We start from the raw sequence: 17,916 nt of genomic DNA on the forward strand, positions 1-17,916 counted from the left end.
TGAGCCGGCCCGCACATCCGTTCAGATGCACGGGCCGAGACCGGCCGGGCGGTTCAGCGGCCGATACGCTCGGCGATCAGCGGGCCGCCGTCCTGCACGGGCTCGCCGGGGTCGCCGATGCGATATGCGCCGTCCACGGCCTCCAGGGCCCGCGCGAAGCGCTCGGGTTCGTCGGCACTGAGGGTGAACAGGGGCTGGCCGGCGCGCACGGTATCGCCCGGCTTGGCGTGCAGGTCGATGCCGGCGGCGTGCTGCACCGGATCCTGCTTGCGGGCGCGGCCGGCGCCGAGGCGCCAGGCGCCGATGCCGAACGGCAGCGCCTGCTGCTCGACGAGCACACCGTCGCGCAGGGCGGTGACGACGTGGGTCTCCCGGGCCACGGGCAGCGGGGCGTCGGGATCGCCGCCCTGGGCACGGATCACGTCGCGCCACTTGTCCATGGCGCGTCCGTCCGTGAGAGCGGATTCCACGTCGACGTCGGTGATGCCCACCAGAGCGAGCATCTCCCGGGCCAGGGCCACGGTGAGCTCGACGACATCCGCCGGCCCGCCGCCGGCGAGAACCTCGACCGATTCACGCACCTCGTTGGCGTTTCCGATCGCGAGCCCGAGCGGCACGTTCATATTGGTGAGCAGAGCGGATGTCGCCACGCCGGCGTCCTCGCCGAGGGCGACCATGGTGCGGGCGAGCTCCCGGGACCGTTCGATGTCTTTCAGGAACGCGCCCGACCCGAACTTCACGTCCAGGACGAGGGCGCCGGTGCCCTCCGCGATCTTCTTCGACATGATCGACGACGCGATCAGCGGGATCGCCTCGACGGTGCCGGTGATGTCGCGCAGCGCGTAGAGCTTGCCGTCGGCCGGGGCCAGACCGCCGCCCGCAGCGCAGATCACGCCGCCGAATTCCTGCAGCTGCGCGAACATCTCCTCGTTGGTGAGGTGCGCACGCCAGCCGGGGATGGATTCGAGCTTGTCGAGGGTGCCGCCGGTGTGGCCGAGGCCGCGGCCGGACAGCTGCGGCACGGCCGCACCGAAGACCGCCACGAGTGGCATCAGCGGCAGGGTGATCTTGTCGCCGACGCCGCCGGTGGAGTGCTTGTCGGTGGTCGGCTTGCCGAGTCCGGCGAAGCTCATCCGCTCACCGCTGCTCAGCATCGCCATGGTGAGATCCTTGATCTCCCGGCGATTCATGCCGTTCAGGAAGATCGCCATGGTCATGGCGGCCATCTGCTCGTCGCCGACGTAACCGCGCGTGTACGCGTCGATCAGCCAGTCGATCTGCGGCGTGCTGAGCTCGCCCCGATCACGCTTGGCATGGATCAGGTCCACGGCGTCGAAGGCCTCGATACGGTTCTCGTTGGTGCTCACAGCTACTCTTCCTGATATTCGGCGAGCTGCCTCGGCCCGAAGGCGTCCGGCAGCACTTCATCGATGGTGCGCACACCCGACACCGTCTCCAGCAGCATGCCGGGCGCGGAATGTTCGTACAACAGCTGGCGGCAGCGGCCGCAGGGCATCAGCGTTCGGCCGTTGCCGTCGACGCAGGTGAACGCGACGAGGTGGCCTCCCCCGGTCAGGTGCAGCACGGAGACGAGGGCGCATTCGGCGCAGAGGGTGAGCCCGTAGGAGGCGTTCTCCACGTTGCATCCGCTGATCACACGACCGTCGGTGACCTGCGCCGCGGCGCCGACCGGGAACTTCGAGTACGGCACATAGGCCTGGGCCATCGCCGTCGTCGCGGCCTCCCGCAGCGCCGCCCAGTCGATGTCGCCGGCCGCTGGCGAGGCGCCGTGGCTCACGCCGGTCACGATTTGATGTAGGGCTTGCCGGATGCCGCCGGTCCCCGCGACGTTCCGACGAACCCGGCAACGGCGGCGATGGTGATCAGGTACGGCAGCATGAGCATGAACTCGCTCGGCACCGGCGAACCGATGACACTGAGCACGTTCTGCAAGTTGCTCGCGAACCCGAACAGGAGGGCGGCCAGCGTGGCCCGGATCGGATCCCAACGGCCGAAGATCACGGCGGCCAGCGCGATGAAGCCGGCTCCGGCGGTCATCTCCTTGCCGAAAGCGCCCACCGAACCGAGGGTGAAGTAGGCGCCGCCGAGGCCGACGATCGCGCCGGCGAGCGACACGTTCCAGAACCGGGTGCGGCCGACGTTGATGCCGACGGTGTCTGCCGCCTGGGGGTGCTCGCCCACGCTGCGGAGGCGCAGGCCCCACCGGGTGTGGAAGATGCCGTAGTACACCAAGGCGACGGCCACATACATGATGTAGACGATCAGGGTCTGCCGGAACAAGACCGGTCCGATGATCGGGATCTCGCTGAGCAGCGGGATGTTGATCCGCTCGAATCGAGGCGGCTGGTTGAGCAGGGCCGCGTTGGGCGCCATCACCTGGGAGTAAAGGAAACCGGTGACGCCGATCACGAGAACGTTGAGCACGACACCGACGATGACCTGGTCGACGAAGTACTTGATCGAGAACGAGGCGAGCACCATCGAAACGAGAACGCCGGCGAACATGGCCGCGACGAGGCCGAGGATGGGCTGGTTGGTCAGGGACGCCACCATGGCCGAGGTGAACGCCCCGGCGAGCAGTTGCCCCTCAATGGCGATGTTGACCACGCCGACCCGTTCGGAGATGACACCGCCGAGAGCACCGAAGATCAGCGGTACAGCCAGGCTGAGCGAACCGAACAGCAGCCCGGGCACCGGGATGGACTCGCCGGCGGCGGCCCAGACCAGGAATCCGATCAGGAAGAGCACCGCGTAGACGGAGATAAGCCAGATCGGCACCTGACGCCGGGACTGCACCAGCCACACGCTCACGCCCGTGATCACAAGCAGCAGCACACTGATGACGATGCCGGTCAGCCGGGTGGGCAGCAGGAGATCGGGAAGCTGGATCAGGTCGCTCGAGGTGGAGAGCCGCATGGTGCTGACGCCCTCGCGGCCGAAGGCCACGAAGAGCGCGAAGGCGACGACGGTGAAAATCGCCAGGGCGATGGGCGACTTCCAACTCTTCACGATTTTGAAGTCGGGGCGATCGTCGGCGGTCGACGATACGGGCTGGACGGCCGGGGCAACGGTGCTCACTGTGCAGCCACCTCCTGGGAAACGTTGGGCAGTGCCCGGCGGGGCGCGGAGCCCGGGGCCGGCAGTCGGAAGATGGCCCGCACGAGAGGCGGAGCCGCGATGAAAAGCACGATCAGTGACTGCACGACGAGCACGATGTCGATCGGCACACCCTCGGCCGCCTGCATCGAGAAACCGCCGGCCTTGAACGCGCCGAACAGGATGCCCGCGGCGAACACACCCCAAGGCTTGGAACGGCCCAGCAGCGCGACCGTGATCGCATCGAAGCCGATACCGGAGTCCAGTCCGGCGCCGAAACCGCTGGTCGTGGTGCCGAGCACCTGGTTGATGCCGGCCAGGCCGATCAGTCCACCCGAGAACAGCATCGCGTAGACGTAGATGCGCTTGACGCTGATGCCGGCGACGCGCGCCGCGTGGGGGTTCAGTCCCACGGCCCGGAACTGGAAGCCCAGGTTCGACCGGGACAGCAGCCACCAGGTGAAAACCGTGGCGGCGATGGCCAGGATGAAGCCGAAGTGCAGCGAGTACGTCGAGCCGAGAAGGTCGGGGAAGACCGCGGTGACCTTCGTCGCCGGGCTCTTCGGGTTGTTCGATCCGGGGGTCTTCAGGAAGCCCTCACGCAGCAGGTAGCTGACCAGGTAGAACGCGACGTAGTTGAGCATGATCGTGGTGATCACCTCATGGGCGCCGGTGCGGGCCTTGAGCAGACCCACGATCCCACCCCAGAGGGCGCCGCCGAGCACGCCGGCCACGAGGGCCGCGACCATGTGCAGGCCGTAGGGCAGGTCGACGGCGAAACCGACCCAGCCGCCGAGGGCGGCGGCGATCAGCATCTGGCCGCGGCCACCGATGTTGAACATGCCCACCCGGAAGCCCAGCGCCACGCCGAGCCCCGCCATGATCAGCGGGGTCGCGAAGGTGAGCGTCTCGGTGAGCGGCTTGATGCCGGCAGCGAAGCTCGGTCGACGGAAGTTGTAGACCGACCCCTGGAACAGGGCCGAGTAGGCGCCGGACACGGAATACCAGACTTCCCGCAGCAGGTCGCCGGGCCGGGAGAAGAAGTAGCCTGCGGCTTCCTGAACGCCCTCGTTGGTGAAGGCGATCATGATGCCGCCGACGAAAAGCGCGAGCACGACGGCGAGCACGGAGATGATCGCGTTGCCGGTGGTGATCTCGCGAAACGCCTGGTTCCAGCGGGACGGCTGTTCGGGGGCCGGGATTGACGGCGTTCCTGACTCGGTCGTGGGACCCTGTGTCGCGCTCACGCGGCAGCTCCTTCTCCGGCGGGCGTTTCGCCGGCCATCATCAAACCGAGTACGGCGCGCGGCGTGTCACCGGGAACGATGCCGACGATGCGACCGCGGTACATGACCATGATCCGGTCCGCGAGGGCTGCCACCTCGTCGAGCTCCGTCGAGATGACGATCACGGGCGTGCCGGCATCCCGGGTGGCCACGATGCGTTCGTGGACGAACTCCACCGAGCCGACGTCGAGCCCGCGGGTGGGCTGGGCTGCGACGAAGAGGCGCAGATCGCGGCCGAGCTCGCGGGCGAGCACGACCTTCTGCTGGTTGCCGCCGGAGAGCTTGCCGACCGGGGTCTCGATGCCCTGGGCGCGCACGTCGAACTCTGTGACTTTTTTTTCGGCGAACGCGGCGAGGAAGGCCCGCTGCACGTTCCACCGTTTGACGAAGGGGAGCTTGTTCGAGCGGTCGAGCATGAGGTTCTCGGCGATGGTGAACTCACCGACCAGTCCGTCTTCGTTGCGGTCTTCCGGCACGAATCCGACTCCGGCGTCGAGTACCTGGCGCACCGAATGCCCGCGCAGCGACTTGCCGTCGAGGGTGATCTCCCCGGAAACCCGCGATTGGAGCCCCATCATCGCCTCGGTGAGTTCGGTCTGGCCGTTTCCCTGCACCCCGGCGATGGCCAGGATCTCGCCCTTGTGCACCTCGAAGCTGACGTTGTTGACCAGGATCTGGCCGTGCGGGCCCAGCACGGTGAGGTTCTTCACCGACAGAACCACCTCACCGGGCAGTGCCGGGGACTTGTCCACGGTGAGGTCGACCGCACGGCCGACCATCTGGGTGGCCAGCTCGACGTTGCTCGCGGTCGGGGACGCCTCACCGACGACCTTGCCCAGACGGATGACGGTGATCCGGTCGGCGACTTCGCGCACCTCGCGCAGCTTGTGGGTGATGAACACGATGGAGGTACCGCTCGCCTTGAGCTGGCGCATGATGACCATCAGCTCGTCGGTCTCCTGCGGCGTGAGCACGGCGGTGGGCTCGTCGAAGACGAGCACCTTCGCGTCGCGCGAGAGCGCCTTGATGATCTCGACCCGCTGCTGCACGCCGACGGGGAGGTCTTCGACGAGCGCATCCGGGTCGACGTCGAACCCGAACCGTCGGGAGATCTCGCGCACGTGCTTGCGGGCCGCGGGCAGGTCGAGGCGACCGCCCGCCTTGGTCTCCTCATGCCCGAGCATGACGTTCTCGGCGACGGTGAACACCGGGATGAGCATGAAGTGCTGGTGCACCATGCCGATGCCGGCGGCCATGGCGTCGCCGGGGCCGCTGAAGTGCTGCACCACGTCGTCGAGGAGGATATCGCCCTCCTCGGCCCGGTACAGGCCGTAGAGCACGTTCATCAGGGTGGATTTCCCCGCGCCGTTTTCGCCGAGCAGTGCGTGGATTTCTCCGGCCTCGACGGTGAGGTCAATGTGGTCATTCGCGACCAGGGCACCGAATCGCTTCGTAATGCCTCGAAGTTCGAGCTTCATGTCGTCGATTCTATTCAGTGACGAGCGAAAGTTGACGCTCTTGCTCATATGTTGGCGGGGTGGCACCGTTCGCTTGGGTGTGCAGGCATCCCGGCCGACGACATCCGCCCACTGACGCAAGAGGGGAGGCCCGCAAGATGCGTGCCTCCCCGACTGCGTCTGAGTGCTGCTTCGGTGCTACTTCGGGGTCGCGGGCGACTCAACCTTGAGAGCACCGCTGATGATGTCGGCCTTGATGGCCTCGATCTCGGTCATGACCGCGGGGTCGACCTTGGACTCCCAGTCGTGGAGCGGGGCGATGTCGACGCCCTCGTTCTCGAGCGTGCCGACGTAGGGGGTGGACGAGAAGTCGCCCTCAGCGTCGTCGAGGATGATCTGCTCGGTGGCATCCGTCATCTGCTTGAGTACCGAGGTGAGGTACAGCGATGCGAACTCGGGCGTGGTCTCGAACAGGTCGCTGTCGACACCGATGATGGCGACGTCCTTGCCGGAGTCCTGAATGGCCTGCGCGGTGCCCTGGAAGAGCGGTCCGGCGACCGGGAGGATGATGTCAGCGCCGGCGTCGATCAGAGTGGTGCTGAGCGCCTTGCCCTGGTTGATGTCGTCGAAGCCACCGGCGAACAGGCCGGTCTGGGTGGCCTTGTCCCAGCCGCTGACGGTGACGTCGGTGCCCTTCTTCTCGTTGTGGTACGCGACGCCGTCGACAAAGCCGTCCATGAAGATGGTGACCGACGGGAACTGGAGTCCGCCGTAGGTGCCGACGACTCCGGTCTTGGTGGTGCCCGCGGCCAGGTAGCCGGCCAGGAACGCGGCCTGCGCCGTGTCGTACAGCACCGGCTTCACGTTGTCGAGCGTCAGTGGGCTGAAGTCGTCATTGGAGAGCGCGGAGTCGATCAGCGCGAAGTTGGTGTCGGGCGCGGCCTGGGCGGCATCGCGGGTGGCGTTGGAGAGGGCGAAACCGACGGTGAGGACGAAGTCGCAACCCTGGTCGACCATGCTCGAGACGTTCGGGCCGTACTGGTCTTCCGACTTGGACTCGGCCTGCTGGAATTCGATGCCGAGCTCGTCGGAGGCCTTGGTGATGCCCTCGAAGCTGGACTGGTTGAAGGACTTGTCGTCGAAGCCGCCGAAGTCGGAGACGATGCAGGGCAGGTAGTCGGATTCGGCACCGCCACCAGCGGTTCCCTCATCGGTCGGCGCCGGCGCACAGGCTGCGAGAAGGGCCACGACGCCCAACGTGGCAAGGCCGCTGAATGCGACCCGTCGTTTCATGATTGTCAAAATGACCTCCAATGGTCGCCCGGCGCGGGTTCGCAAGGGGCTGTATTGGTTTACACGCTATCGAATGATTCTCTGCTCAGAGGAGCAAAACGGGCCCGCGGGCGAAAGGTTATCAAGACGCGATACTGGTCCGCGGGAGGCCCGCCGGACGCCCCGGCCGAATCGGGCCCGAAAATGCCCCCGATCGGGGGGTTTGATGCCGATTAGAGCACGTCGTTGCTGCCGGACAGCTTTAGCGCGTCGACGACGGCCTTGACCTTCTGCGCGTTGGCGCTGGTGGTGATGAGGAGGGCGTCCGGGGTGTCGACCACGACGATGTCCTCGACGCCGATTAGGGCGATCATGCGCCCGGTGTGGCTGACCACGATCCCGCTCGAGGAGTCCGCAAGCACCCGGGCACCGTCGCCGAGGATGGCGAGATCGCGCTTGCGGCCGTTGGCGTGGATTTTCGCGATCGATGCGAAGTCACCCACGTCGTCCCAGTCGAACTGGCCGGGGATCACGGCGAGCCTGCCGCGGGCGGCCGCCGGTTCGGCGACCGAGTAGTCGATCGCGATCTTCTTCAGGCGGGGCCAGACGCGGTCGACCACGGCGCCGCGGCGCGGGGTATCCCAGGCCTCGGCCAGTTCGAGCAGCCCGGCGAGAAGTTCGGGCTCGGACGCCCCGATCTCTTCCAGCAGGCGGTCGGCGCGGGCGATGTACATGCCGGCGTTCCAGAAATAGGTGCCGTTGGCCAGGTAGTCCTGGGCGGTGGCAAGGTCGGGCTTCTCCACGAAGGAGTCCACCGACAGGGCGCTGGCGGCGCCGGCAATGTGCAGCGCGCCGGCGGTCTTGATATAGCCGAAGCCGACGGCCGGCTCCGTGGGCTGGATGCCGATGGTGGCGATGTAGCCGGCGTCGGCGGCGCGCACGGCCTCGGCGACCGCCTGGCGGAACAGGTGGTGTCCCTTGATCACGTGGTCGGCGGCGAAGGAGCCGATGATGACGTCCGGTTCGCGTTTCTCCAGAATCGCCGCGGCCAGGCCGATGGCGGCGGTGGACTCGCGCGGCTCGCTTTCGAGCACCACGTTCAGGTCGGCGAGCTCGGGGAGCTGCTCCTCGACGGCGGCGCGGTGCGCGCGGCCGGTGACCACCATGATGCGCTGCTCGCCCGACAGAGGTGCGAGGCGATCCCAGGTGGCCCTGAGCAGGGTCTGGCCGGAGCCGGTCAGGTCGTGCAGGAATTTGGGGGCGTCGGCGCGGGACAGCGGCCACAGCCGGGATCCGATCCCACCGGCGGGAATCACGCTGTAGAAACGATCGAGTGGTTCCGTGGAAGGCAGCATTCGGCCAGACTACCGCCCGGTCCACGCCGTTCACGGTGCGTTCACCTGCGCGCCGGAGGGCGTGCCTAGGGTCACCCTCATGAGGGTTGCACTCATCACCGAAAGTTTTCTGCCCACGGTCAGCGGAGTCACCACGAGCGTGTGCAAGGTGCTCGAGCATCTTTCCCGCACGGGCCACGACGCGATGGTCATCGCCCCGGCCGGCGCCCCGGCCGAGTACGCCGGGTTCCCCGTGCACGGTGTTCCCGCGGCACGCTACCGGCAGTTCCCGGTGGGAATGCCCAGCCCGCAGGTGCACCGCCTGCTGGCCGATTTCGCCCCGGACGTGCTGCACGCTGCGTCGCCGTTCCTGCTCGGCGCACAGGGCATCGCGGCCGCGAACCGGCAGGACGTTCCCAGCGTCGCCGTTTTCCAGACGGATGTCGCCGGCTACGCCCGCCGCAACCGGCTCGGCCCGGCCGCGCAGTCCGTCTGGCGTTTCGTCAAGTGGGTGCACGAGGGAGCCGACCTCACCCTGGCTCCCTCCTCCGCGTCGATGGCGGACCTGCGCCGCATCGGCCTGCGGCGGCTGGCGCACTGGACCCGCGGCGTCGACCTGGTCGGCTACCACCCCAACCGGAGATCCGACCCGGAGGCGTCGGCGCTGCGGAGCCGGCTGGCCCCGAACGGGGAGGTCGTCGTGGGCTACGTCGGCCGCCTGGCACCGGAGAAGCAGGTGGAGAGGTTCCGGGCCCTGCACGGGCTGCCCGGCATCCGTCTCGCCCTCGTCGGCGACGGCCCGTCGCGGCCGGCGCTCGAGCGGGAGCTCGCCGGGATGCCGGTGACCTGGCTCGGCCGCCTGGACGGGGCGGATCTCGCCCGGGCTTACGCGAGCTTCGACCTGTTCCTGCACGCGGGCACCGAGGAGACCTTCGGCCAGACCCTGCAGGAGGCGCACGCCGCCGGGCTGCCGGTCGTCGCACCGCGGGCCGGCGGCCCGATCGACCTGGTCAGCCACGGTGAAAACGGTTTCCTATTCATTCCGGACGACGAGAGAGACCTGCGCCGCTGCGTCGCCCGGCTGGTCCTGGACCCTGCGCTGCGGCGGCGGATGGGCGAGGCGGGACGACGGAGCGTGCTCGGTCGATCCTGGGAAAACGTGTGCGGCGCGCTGCTGGCGCATTACGAGCAGGTCGTCGACGAACGAGCCGCCGTTCGCGCCATGGTTGCGGTTCCGCTGTCAATGCAGCGCTAGCCGGACATTCGCGTTTTATCTCGGCACAGAGACACTTATAATTGTTCTGTGCGCGCACGGCGCATTGTCGGCCAGCTTCGTCGAGGCCGCCACACAGCCAGGGAGGGTTGGTCATGCCAGAGCAGGCAGCGACACTGACATCCCAGCAGAAGACGACATCACGTCGCCCCGCCGGAACCCTGTATCGGGGCCGTGAGGGCATGTGGTCGTGGGTCCTCCACCGCATTACGGGTGTTGCGATCTTCTTCTTCTTGCTGGTTCACATCTTGGACACCGCGCTGGTGCGCGTCAGCCCGGAGGCCTACAACGCGGTCATCAGCAGCTATCAGACGCCGATCATGGGCCTCGGCGAAACCGCGCTCGTCGGGGCCATCGTGTTCCACGCCTTCAACGGGATTCGGATCATCCTGATCGACTTCTGGAACGCCAAGTACCAGAAGGCCATGTTCTACGTCGTGGTCGCCCTGTGGGTGGTAACGATGCTCGCCTTCGTGCCGCGCCACCTGATCAACGTGTTCAGCCACTAGAACGGGGAGAGCCATGACATCCACAATCGAAGCTCCCCGCAGCCCCTACTCCCGCGCGCCGCGCTCCCGCGGCGTGAACTGGGAGAAGTGGGGCTGGATCTACATGCGCGTCTCCGGCGTCGTGCTGGTCGTGCTCATCTTCGGACACCTCTTCGTCAACCTGATGGTCGGCGAGGGCGTCAGCGCCCTCAACTTTGCTTTCGTCGCCGGCAAGCTGACCACCCCGTTCTGGATGGTCTGGGACGTTCTCATGCTCTGGCTCGCCCTGATCCACGGCGGCAATGGCATGCGCACGCTGGTCAACGACTACGCCACGCAGCGTCTGACCCGCGGCATCCTGAAGTCCGCCATCCTGGCGGCCGTCGTGATCCTGATCGTGCTCGGCACGCTCGTGGTCTTCACGTTCGACCCTTGCCCGGCCGGTTCGCCCGCCGATCTTCTTCCCTCGTTTTGCTCGGCCATTTAGGAGCTGCTAAAACCCATATGACTACGGATGCTTCAACCGCGCCCTCAGAGTCCACCGTCATCGACGGTGTGCACTACCACCAGTTCGACATCGTCATCGTGGGAGCCGGGGGTGCCGGTATGCGTGCCGCCATCGAAGCCGGCTCCGGCGCCAGCACGGCCGTGATCTCCAAGCTGTACCCGACGCGTTCGCACACGGGTGCGGCGCAGGGCGGGATGGCCGCGGCCCTCGCCAACGTCGAAGAAGACAACTGGGAATGGCACACCTTCGACACGGTCAAGGGTGGCGACTACCTGGTGGACCAGGACGCGGCCGAGATCCTCGCCAAGGAAGCCATCGACGCGGTCATCGACCTCGAGAACATGGGCCTGCCCTTCAACCGAACGCCGGAGGGCAAGATCGACCAGCGCCGGTTCGGCGGCCACACCAGCGACCACGGCAAGGCACCGGTACGGCGGGCCTGCTACGCCGCCGACCGCACCGGCCACATGATCCTGCAGACGCTCTACCAGAACTGCGTCAAACGCGGCATCAACTTCTTCAACGAGTACTACGTGCTCGACCTGGTCATGACACCGGTCGACGGGGTCGACCAGCCCTCGGCCGTCGTCGCCTACGACCTGTCCACCGGCGAACTGCACGTCTTCCAGGCGAAGGCGTTCATCTTCGCCACCGGCGGGTTCGGCAAGATCTACAAGACCACCTCCAACGCGCACACCCTCACGGGCGACGGCGTGGGCATCGTGTGGCGCAAGGGCCTGCCGCTCGAGGACATGGAGTTCTTCCAGTTCCACCCGACCGGACTGGCGGGCCTCGGCATCCTGCTCACCGAGGGCGCGCGCGGAGAGGGCGCCATCCTCCGCAACGCGGCCGGCGAACGGTTCATGGAGCGCTACGCGCCCACCATCAAGGACCTCGCCCCGCGGGACATCATCGCCCGTTGCATGGTCAAGGAGGTCGCGGAAGGCCGCGGTGCCGGTCCCAACAAGGACTACCTGTACCTCGACTGCACCCACCTCGGTGCCGAGGTGCTCGAGACCAAGCTGCCCGACATCACCGAGTTCGCCCGCACCTACCTGGGCGTCGACCCGGTCACCGAACCGGTGCCGGTCATGCCCACCGCGCACTACGCGATGGGCGGCATCCCCACCAACGTGAACGCGGAGGTGCTGCGCAACAACACGACCGTCGTGCCCGGCCTCTACGCGGCCGGCGAATGCGCCTGCGTGTCCGTGCACGGCTCCAACCGCCTCGGCACCAACTCGTTGCTCGACATCAACGTCTTCGGCAAGCGCGCCGGCAACAACGCCGTCGCCTATGTCACGACGGCCGAGTTCACGCCGCTGCCGACCGACCCGGCCCGGGGTGTGCGGGAGCTGCTGGAAGGAATCCGCACCTCGACCGGAACCGAGCGCATCGCCGTGCTCCGCAAGGAGCTGCAGGAGACGATGGACGCCAAGGCGCAGGTGTTCCGCACCGACGAATCGCTCTCCGACGTCACCAACGTGATCCACGGCCTGCGCGAGCGGTACAAGAACATCGGCGTGCAGGATAAGGGCCGCCGGTTCAACACCGACCTTCTCGAGGCCGTCGAACTCGGCTTCCTGCTCGACCTGGCCGAGGTCGTCGTGTACTCCGCACGCAACCGCAAGGAGAGCCGCGGCGGGCACATGCGCGACGACTTCCCCCTGCGCGACGACGCAAACTACCTTGTGCACACCATGGCCTACCTGACCGGAGACCCGCTCTCCGCCGACGCCGCCGACCACATTGCGCTCGACTGGAAGCCGGTCACCATCACGCGCTACCAGCCGATGGAAAGGAAGTACTGAGTTGAGTACCGCAACCGCAACCGCAACCGCAACCGCAACCGCTACCGCACCGACAACTGCGAGTGCCCCGGTCGTGCCGGAGGAAATCCAGTCCTTCACCGTGACCCTGATCATCCGCCGGTACAACCCGGAGGTCGACGACGAACCGCACTGGGACGACTTCGACGTACAGATGTACCCGACGGACCGCGTGCTCGACGCTCTGCACAAGATCAAGTGGGAGCAGGACGGCTCACTAAGCTTCCGCCGCTCCTGTGCGCATGGCATCTGCGGCTCGGACGCCATGCGCATCAACGGCCGCAACCGCCTGGCCTGCAAGACCCTGATCAAGGACCTCGACATCACCAAGCCGGTATACGTGGAGGCGATCAAGGGCCTGCCGCTGGAGAAGGACCTGATCGTGGACATGGAGCCGTTCTTCGAATCGTTCCGTGCCGTGCAGCCGTTCCTGGTGGCGAACAACGCCCCCACCGATGGCAAGGAGCGCATCCAGACCGTCGCCCAGCGCGAACGCTTCGATGACACGACGAAGTGCATCCTCTGCGCCGCGTGCACGTCGAGCTGCCCGGTGTTCTGGACCGACGGACAGTACTTCGGTCCGGCCGCGATCGTCAACGCGCACCGCTTCATCTTCGACTCGCGCGACGACAACGCCGCCGTGCGCCTCGATATCCTGAACGACAAGGAAGGCGTGTGGCGCTGCCGCACGACCTTCAACTGCACCGAGGCGTGCCCCCGCGGGATCCAGGTCACGCAGGCCATCTCCGAGGTCAAGCAGGCCATGCTGCGCGGCATGGTGTAGCCGGTCCGAACCCTGGGGCCGGTCTTGTCACGACGTTTCGTCGTGGCGAGACCGGCCTTTCGCTTTCTCCGCTGCCCGGCTGCCGCTTAGGCTGAGCGGGTGAACACTCCCACGGCGATCGACCGGATCAAGACCCTCATCGCGCGGGTCATGCGCTCGCGCCCGGTGCGGGTCTTCACCCGGTTCGGTGAAAGCGGCGGCGGCATCCTGGCCGGCGGCATGTCCTACCAGGCCATCTTCGCGACGTTCGCGGCCCTCTGGCTGACCTTCTCCATCGCGGGACTGTGGATCACGTCCAATCCCGACCTCGAGCTGACGCTCTACTCCTTCATCAACCAGTCCGTGCCCGGGCTGATCGGCGAGGAAGGCGTGATTGACCCAAGCGTCCTCGCCGACGCCAGGGTCCTCGGCTGGTCCGGCGTCATCGCACTGGTCGGTCTGCTCGCGACCGTGCTCGGCTGGCTCTCGACAACGGCGCAGGCGGTGCGCACAATCTTCCGGATGCCGCCCGACAAGACCTTCATCCTCCTCGTCAAGCTGCGGGAGCTGGGCCTCGGAGTGCTGTTCGCGGTCGTGCTCGTGGTGTCGGCGTTGATCTCGATCGCGAGCACCGAGGCGCTCGGGGCCCTGTTCGGGCTTTTCGGGGTGTCCCGGGATTCGTTCTGGTTCAACGGCGCCGCCCGAGCGGTCGGCCTGCTCCTCGTGCTCCTGATCGACACGATCACCCTCGCCGCACTGTTCCGGGTGCTGTCGCGGGTGCGGATCCCCGTCCGCCAGCTCATCACCGGCTCCATTCTGGGCGCGGTGGGCCTCGGTGTCCTCAAGGTCCTCGGCAGCACGCTGCTCGCCGGCGCCGGCCGCAACCCGCTGCTCGCCGCATTCGCGGTGATCATCGGACTCCTGATCTGGTTCAACCTGACCAGCACCCTGACACTGCTCGCCGCATCCTGGATCGCCGTCGGCATGGACGACGCCGGGTTCTCACCGCGACGGATCAGCGCGGACGAGGTTGCCTCCGAGAAGCGCCGGCAGGAGGAGGAGGCGTTCCGCGTGGTGGTGCAGGCCGAGCTTCGGGAGGCCCGCCTCGCGCACGACACCGCGGCCTGGCCCCAGCGGCTGCTCACCGCGCGTCGCCTGCGCGCCGCCGAGAAGCGAGCCGCTGAGCTGACGAACGACGGCCCCAAGGCCTGAGCCAAAGTAGAATTGGGGAATGCCTTCCGCCTCGACTGCCGCTTCCACCCCGGCCGCGTCCGACCCTGCTTCCTCCGCCGCCTCCGCCGACTCCGCTGTGTCCGCGGCTTTCGCCGGCGAGCGCCTGCGGATCGCGAGCGTGAACGTGAACGGCGTGCGCGCCGCCTTCCGCAAGGGAATGGGCGACTGGCTGTCCGAACGCGACGTGGACATCCTCGCCCTTCAGGAGGTGCGTGCCTCGACCGAGGACCTCGAGGGTCTGCTCGGGCCGGGGTGGAGCATCCTGCACGACGCCGCCACCGCGAAGGGCCGGGCCGGGGTGGCCCTGGCCAGCCGATCGACCGCGGCCATCCACCGGGTCGAGCTCGGTGCCGCCGAATTCGACAGCGCCGGCCGCTGGCTCGAAGCCGACTACGAGGTCAACGGCAAATTGATCACCGTCGTGAGCACCTATGTGCACTCCGGCGAGGTGGGTACCCCGAAGCAGGTCGAGAAGTACAGGTTCCTCGACGCCATGCTCGAACGACTGCCCGAGCTCGCCGCGCACAGCGACCGGGCCGTCGTGCTCGGTGACCTGAACGTCGGGCACCGCACGCTCGACATCAAGAATTGGCGCGGAAACGTGAAGCGCGCCGGGTTCCTGCCCGAGGAGCGCGCCTACTTCGACCGCATCGTCGGCGCCGAAGACGCCCCGGACTACAACGCCGGGGCCGGACTCGGCTGGATCGACGTGGGGCGCCGGTGGTCCGGCGAAGTGGACGGGCCGTTCACCTGGTGGTCGTGGCGCGGCCAGGCGTTCGACAACGACACCGGCTGGAGGATCGACTACCAGCTGGCCACATCGGCGCTCGCGGCATCCGTCACCGGCTACGTCGTCGACCGCGCGGCCGCCTACGACCAGCGCTGGTCCGACCACACCCCCGTGGTCGTCGACTACACCATCTGACTTCCCCTTCAACTCGCGCCTTCGGCCCGGCCGGCGGCCACACGCTACGAAAAGATCTGATCCCATGACCAAGCCCCGCCTCTACTCGGGCATGCAGCCGAGCGCCGATTCCCTGCAGATCGGCAATTACATCGGCGCCCTCCTGAACTGGAAGGCGCTGCAGCAGACCCACGACGCGTACTTCTCCATCGTCGACCTGCACGCCCTGACCGTGGCGCAGGACCCGGTGAAGCTGCGGGAGAACACCCGCCGCACCGCCGCCCAATACATCGCGAGCGGCATCGACCCGTCGGCGTCGACACTGTACGTGCAGTCGCATGTCGCCGCGCACGCCCAGCTGGCCTGGGTGCTGAACACGATCACCGGTTTCGGCGAGGCCAGCCGGATGACCCAGTTCAAGGACAAATCCGCCCGGCAGGGATCGGACGCGACCACCGTGGGACTGTTCGCCTACCCAATGCTGATGGCCGCGGACATTCTGCTGTACGACACCGAGATCGTGCCGGTCGGCGAGGACCAGCGTCAGCACGTCGAACTGACCCGCGACCTCGCGGCGCGCTTCAACGCCCGGTTCGGGCAGACATTCACAGTGCCGGAGGTCGCCATCGTCACGGAGACCGCCAAGATCTACGACCTGCAGAACCCGACGTCGAAGATGTCGAAGTCGGCCGAGTCGCACGCGGGCGTGATCTGGCTGCTCGACGAGCCGGCAGTGACGAATAAGAAGATCATGCGCGCGGTCACAGATGCCGAGGGCGGCGTGGTCTTCGACCGCGAGAACAAGCCGGGCGTGGCCAACCTGCTGACGATCTACTCGGTGCTCGCGGAACGCTCGGTGGGTTCGATCGAGGACGAGTACGCCGGCCGCGGCTACGGCGACCTGAAGAAGGGTCTCGCCGAGGTGGTCACGGGCACGTTCGGGCCGATCCGGGCGCGCGTTCTCGAGCTGCTCGACGACCCGGCCGAACTCGACCGACTCCTCGCCCTCAACGCGGACCGGGCGGCGACGGTGGCCAACGAGACGCTGGCGCGCGCCTACGACCGCGTCGGCCTGCTACCGCGGCGCTAGGGCGGTGGTGGCGATTGTGGTGAGCTCGCTACTGATGGGGCGGGGCCGGCCCCTCGTCGTCATGGTCGTCATGGTCGTCGACGTCGTCGTTGACGTCGTCGTTGACGTCGTCGTTGACGTCGTCGTCGGGTAGCGGATGTCCGCGCCCGCGCCCGCGGTCGTTCTGTTCGACCTCGATGACACCCTGTTCGCCCATCGCGGTGCCGCGGCCGACGGCATCCGCGCCTACCTCGGCTCTCTGGGCGGCACCTTCACCGACGCCGACCCCGGCGCGGCGCTGGCGCTCTGGGACGACCTGGAAGAGCGGCATTACCACGCCTACCTCGCCGGCAGTCTGGACTTCGCCGGGCAGCGCCGGGAGCGGGCCCGCGACTTCGCGGCGGCGCACGGCGTGACCCTGACCGGGCCGGCTGCGACGAGCTGGTTCGACGCGTATTTTCTACACTATCGGGCGAGCTGGCGCCTCCACACCGATGCGCTCCCCTGCCTCGACGCGCTGGCCGTCGCCTTTCCGGGCGTGCGGATCGGGCTGATCACCAACGGTGAGTCGACGCCTCAGGGGCACAAACTGGCGGACACCGGGCTCGACGTGCGGTTGGAGCACGTAATCGCATCCGGCAGCCTGGGCTTCGCCAAGCCGGATCCTCGCATCTTCCGGCATGCCTGCATGGTGTTCGGGTCGGAGTCGGAGCAGACCGTCTACGTGGGCGACCGGCTGCGCACGGACGCGATCGGAGCCGCCGCGGCGGGGCTGACCGGAGTCTGGCTGGACCGGACCGCGGCCGGGGCTGGGGGTGGTGCTGGAGGTAGTGGTGCCGGGGCCGGGGCGGATGCGGCCGAGGCCGCCCGGCTGGGCATCATCCGGATCACCAGCCTCGCCGCGCTGCCCGGGGCCCTCGCGGCCCGCAGCCTCGCCCCACTGACCGCCGGCCCCCGCTGACGGCTGGCCTCCGCCCCGCTGACGGCTGCCCCCCCTGACGGTGCCGCCCCCCTGACGGTGCCGCTGGGGTCCCCCTGGCCTGCCCCGGTGTGGCCAACTCAGGACATCCGTCGCATTCGTTTCTATTTGACCAGGAAACACGCGGGTCTGATACTGCGATTCGGCAGATTTCCTGAGTTAGCCACACGAGGGTGGGTCTCGACCGCAAGGAGGTCGGGTCCGCGGGCGGGCCGCCCCGCTGCGCGCGCCGCCCGGCCACGCTGACGGCAACGCCGGGCTCGAAGCAGGCACGGCTCCTGCCTGCGTGGCCAACTCAGGACATCCGTAATATGCGTTCCTCTTCGCCCCGGAAACACGCGGGTCTGATACTGCGATTCGGCAGATCTCCTGAGTTAGCCACATGGGGGTGGGTCTCAACCGCA

The 17,916-nt window shown here is 67.6% G+C and carries 16 protein-coding genes; 9 read left to right on the top strand and 7 right to left on the bottom strand.

Annotated elements, in window-relative coordinates:
* Positions 1 to 53: 53 nt before the first annotated feature.
* The 7 genes from E3T34_RS07940 to E3T34_RS07970 all read right to left on the bottom strand — a co-directional run bounded on the left by E3T34_RS07940 (position 54) and on the right by E3T34_RS07970 (position 8,487).
* Complete coding sequence (locus tag E3T34_RS07940; protein ID WP_104100341.1) at positions 54 to 1,367, bottom strand: thymidine phosphorylase; 1,314 nt, start codon at positions 1,365 to 1,367, stop codon at positions 54 to 56.
* Between the two features lie 2 nt (positions 1,368 to 1,369).
* Complete coding sequence (locus E3T34_RS07945; protein WP_255409024.1) at positions 1,370 to 1,807, bottom strand: cytidine deaminase; 438 nt, start codon at positions 1,805 to 1,807, stop codon at positions 1,370 to 1,372.
* Positions 1,804 to 3,099, bottom strand: a complete 1,296-nt coding sequence (locus E3T34_RS07950; protein ID WP_369827948.1) for an ABC transporter permease — start codon at positions 3,097 to 3,099, stop codon at positions 1,804 to 1,806. The genes E3T34_RS07945 and E3T34_RS07950 overlap by 4 nt, the downstream gene beginning before the upstream one ends.
* Positions 3,096 to 4,364 (bottom strand): ABC transporter permease, encoded by a 1,269-nt coding sequence (locus E3T34_RS07955; RefSeq protein ID WP_174722148.1) that lies wholly within the window; start codon positions 4,362 to 4,364, stop codon positions 3,096 to 3,098. The genes E3T34_RS07950 and E3T34_RS07955 overlap by 4 nt, the downstream gene beginning before the upstream one ends.
* Positions 4,361 to 5,881: an ABC transporter ATP-binding protein gene (locus E3T34_RS07960; RefSeq protein ID WP_104100342.1), complete on the bottom strand. Its 1,521-nt coding sequence runs from the start codon at positions 5,879 to 5,881 to the stop codon at positions 4,361 to 4,363. Before E3T34_RS07960 ends, E3T34_RS07955 begins: the two co-directional genes overlap by 4 nt.
* A gap of 177 nt (positions 5,882 to 6,058) precedes the next feature.
* Complete coding sequence (locus tag E3T34_RS07965) at positions 6,059 to 7,153, bottom strand: BMP family protein (RefSeq protein WP_104100343.1); 1,095 nt, start codon at positions 7,151 to 7,153, stop codon at positions 6,059 to 6,061.
* A 212-nt stretch (positions 7,154 to 7,365) separates the two neighbouring features.
* Positions 7,366 to 8,487, bottom strand: coding sequence for a mannose-1-phosphate guanylyltransferase (locus E3T34_RS07970; protein WP_134342668.1), 1,122 nt, complete (start codon positions 8,485 to 8,487; stop codon positions 7,366 to 7,368).
* A gap of 79 nt (positions 8,488 to 8,566) precedes the next feature.
* Here E3T34_RS07970 and E3T34_RS07975 point away from each other — a divergent pair, with 79 nt between their 5' ends.
* The 9 genes from E3T34_RS07975 (at position 8,567) to E3T34_RS08015 (ending at position 17,494) form a co-directional block, all read left to right on the top strand.
* The gene (locus E3T34_RS07975; RefSeq protein ID WP_134342669.1) at positions 8,567 to 9,721 is read left to right on the top strand and encodes a glycosyltransferase family 1 protein; all 1,155 of its coding nucleotides are present in this window, start codon (positions 8,567 to 8,569) and stop codon (positions 9,719 to 9,721) included.
* Between the two features lie 113 nt (positions 9,722 to 9,834).
* The gene (sdhC, locus tag E3T34_RS07980) at positions 9,835 to 10,248 is read left to right on the top strand and encodes a succinate dehydrogenase, cytochrome b556 subunit (RefSeq protein ID WP_104100346.1); all 414 of its coding nucleotides are present in this window, start codon (positions 9,835 to 9,837) and stop codon (positions 10,246 to 10,248) included.
* Positions 10,249 to 10,261: 13 nt separating this feature from the next.
* A complete protein-coding gene (locus tag E3T34_RS07985; protein ID WP_104100347.1) occupies positions 10,262 to 10,714 on the top strand; it encodes a succinate dehydrogenase hydrophobic membrane anchor subunit in 453 nt (150 codons plus the stop codon).
* Between the two features lie 17 nt (positions 10,715 to 10,731).
* Positions 10,732 to 12,546, top strand: a complete 1,815-nt coding sequence (gene sdhA / locus E3T34_RS07990) for a succinate dehydrogenase flavoprotein subunit (RefSeq protein ID WP_104100348.1) — start codon at positions 10,732 to 10,734, stop codon at positions 12,544 to 12,546.
* Between the two features lies 1 nt (position 12,547).
* The gene (locus E3T34_RS07995) at positions 12,548 to 13,348 is read left to right on the top strand and encodes a succinate dehydrogenase iron-sulfur subunit (RefSeq protein WP_174843130.1); all 801 of its coding nucleotides are present in this window, start codon (positions 12,548 to 12,550) and stop codon (positions 13,346 to 13,348) included.
* 99 nt (positions 13,349 to 13,447) lie between these two features.
* The gene (locus E3T34_RS08000; RefSeq protein WP_134342670.1) at positions 13,448 to 14,539 is read left to right on the top strand and encodes a YihY/virulence factor BrkB family protein; all 1,092 of its coding nucleotides are present in this window, start codon (positions 13,448 to 13,450) and stop codon (positions 14,537 to 14,539) included.
* A gap of 19 nt (positions 14,540 to 14,558) precedes the next feature.
* Positions 14,559 to 15,485, top strand: coding sequence for an exodeoxyribonuclease III (locus tag E3T34_RS08005; RefSeq protein ID WP_134342671.1), 927 nt, complete (start codon positions 14,559 to 14,561; stop codon positions 15,483 to 15,485).
* A gap of 64 nt (positions 15,486 to 15,549) precedes the next feature.
* On the top strand, positions 15,550 to 16,554 hold the full coding sequence (gene trpS, locus E3T34_RS08010) for a tryptophan--tRNA ligase (RefSeq protein WP_134342672.1): 1,005 nt from the start codon (positions 15,550 to 15,552) through the stop codon (positions 16,552 to 16,554).
* A gap of 136 nt (positions 16,555 to 16,690) precedes the next feature.
* On the top strand, positions 16,691 to 17,494 hold the full coding sequence (locus tag E3T34_RS08015; protein WP_134342673.1) for an HAD family hydrolase: 804 nt from the start codon (positions 16,691 to 16,693) through the stop codon (positions 17,492 to 17,494).
* Positions 17,495 to 17,916: the final 422 nt, after the last annotated feature.

The sequence above is a fragment of the Cryobacterium sp. TMT1-62 genome, assembly GCF_004403145.1.
Lineage (GTDB): Bacteria > Actinomycetota > Actinomycetes > Actinomycetales > Microbacteriaceae > Cryobacterium > Cryobacterium sandaracinum.

What these genes read in the sequence shown, in the direction of transcription:
- trpS (WP_134342672.1), top strand. Translation starts at nt 15,550, where the DNA reads ATGACCAAGCCCCGCCTCTACTCGGGCATGCAGCCGAGCGCCGATTCC.
- E3T34_RS07975 (WP_134342669.1), top strand. Translation starts at nt 8,567, where the DNA reads ATGAGGGTTGCACTCATCACCGAAAGTTTTCTGCCCACGGTCAGCGGA.
- sdhA (WP_104100348.1), top strand. Translation starts at nt 10,732, where the DNA reads ATGACTACGGATGCTTCAACCGCGCCCTCAGAGTCCACCGTCATCGAC.
- E3T34_RS07985 (WP_104100347.1), top strand. Translation starts at nt 10,262, where the DNA reads ATGACATCCACAATCGAAGCTCCCCGCAGCCCCTACTCCCGCGCGCCG.
- E3T34_RS08005 (WP_134342671.1), top strand. Translation starts at nt 14,559, where the DNA reads ATGCCTTCCGCCTCGACTGCCGCTTCCACCCCGGCCGCGTCCGACCCT.
- E3T34_RS07965 (WP_104100343.1), bottom strand. Translation starts at nt 7,153, where the DNA reads ATGAAACGACGGGTCGCATTCAGCGGCCTTGCCACGTTGGGCGTCGTG.
- E3T34_RS07970 (WP_134342668.1), bottom strand. Translation starts at nt 8,487, where the DNA reads ATGCTGCCTTCCACGGAACCACTCGATCGTTTCTACAGCGTGATTCCC.
- E3T34_RS07960 (WP_104100342.1), bottom strand. Translation starts at nt 5,881, where the DNA reads ATGAAGCTCGAACTTCGAGGCATTACGAAGCGATTCGGTGCCCTGGTC.
- sdhC (WP_104100346.1), top strand. Translation starts at nt 9,835, where the DNA reads ATGCCAGAGCAGGCAGCGACACTGACATCCCAGCAGAAGACGACATCA.
- E3T34_RS08015 (WP_134342673.1), top strand. Translation starts at nt 16,691, where the DNA reads ATGTCCGCGCCCGCGCCCGCGGTCGTTCTGTTCGACCTCGATGACACC.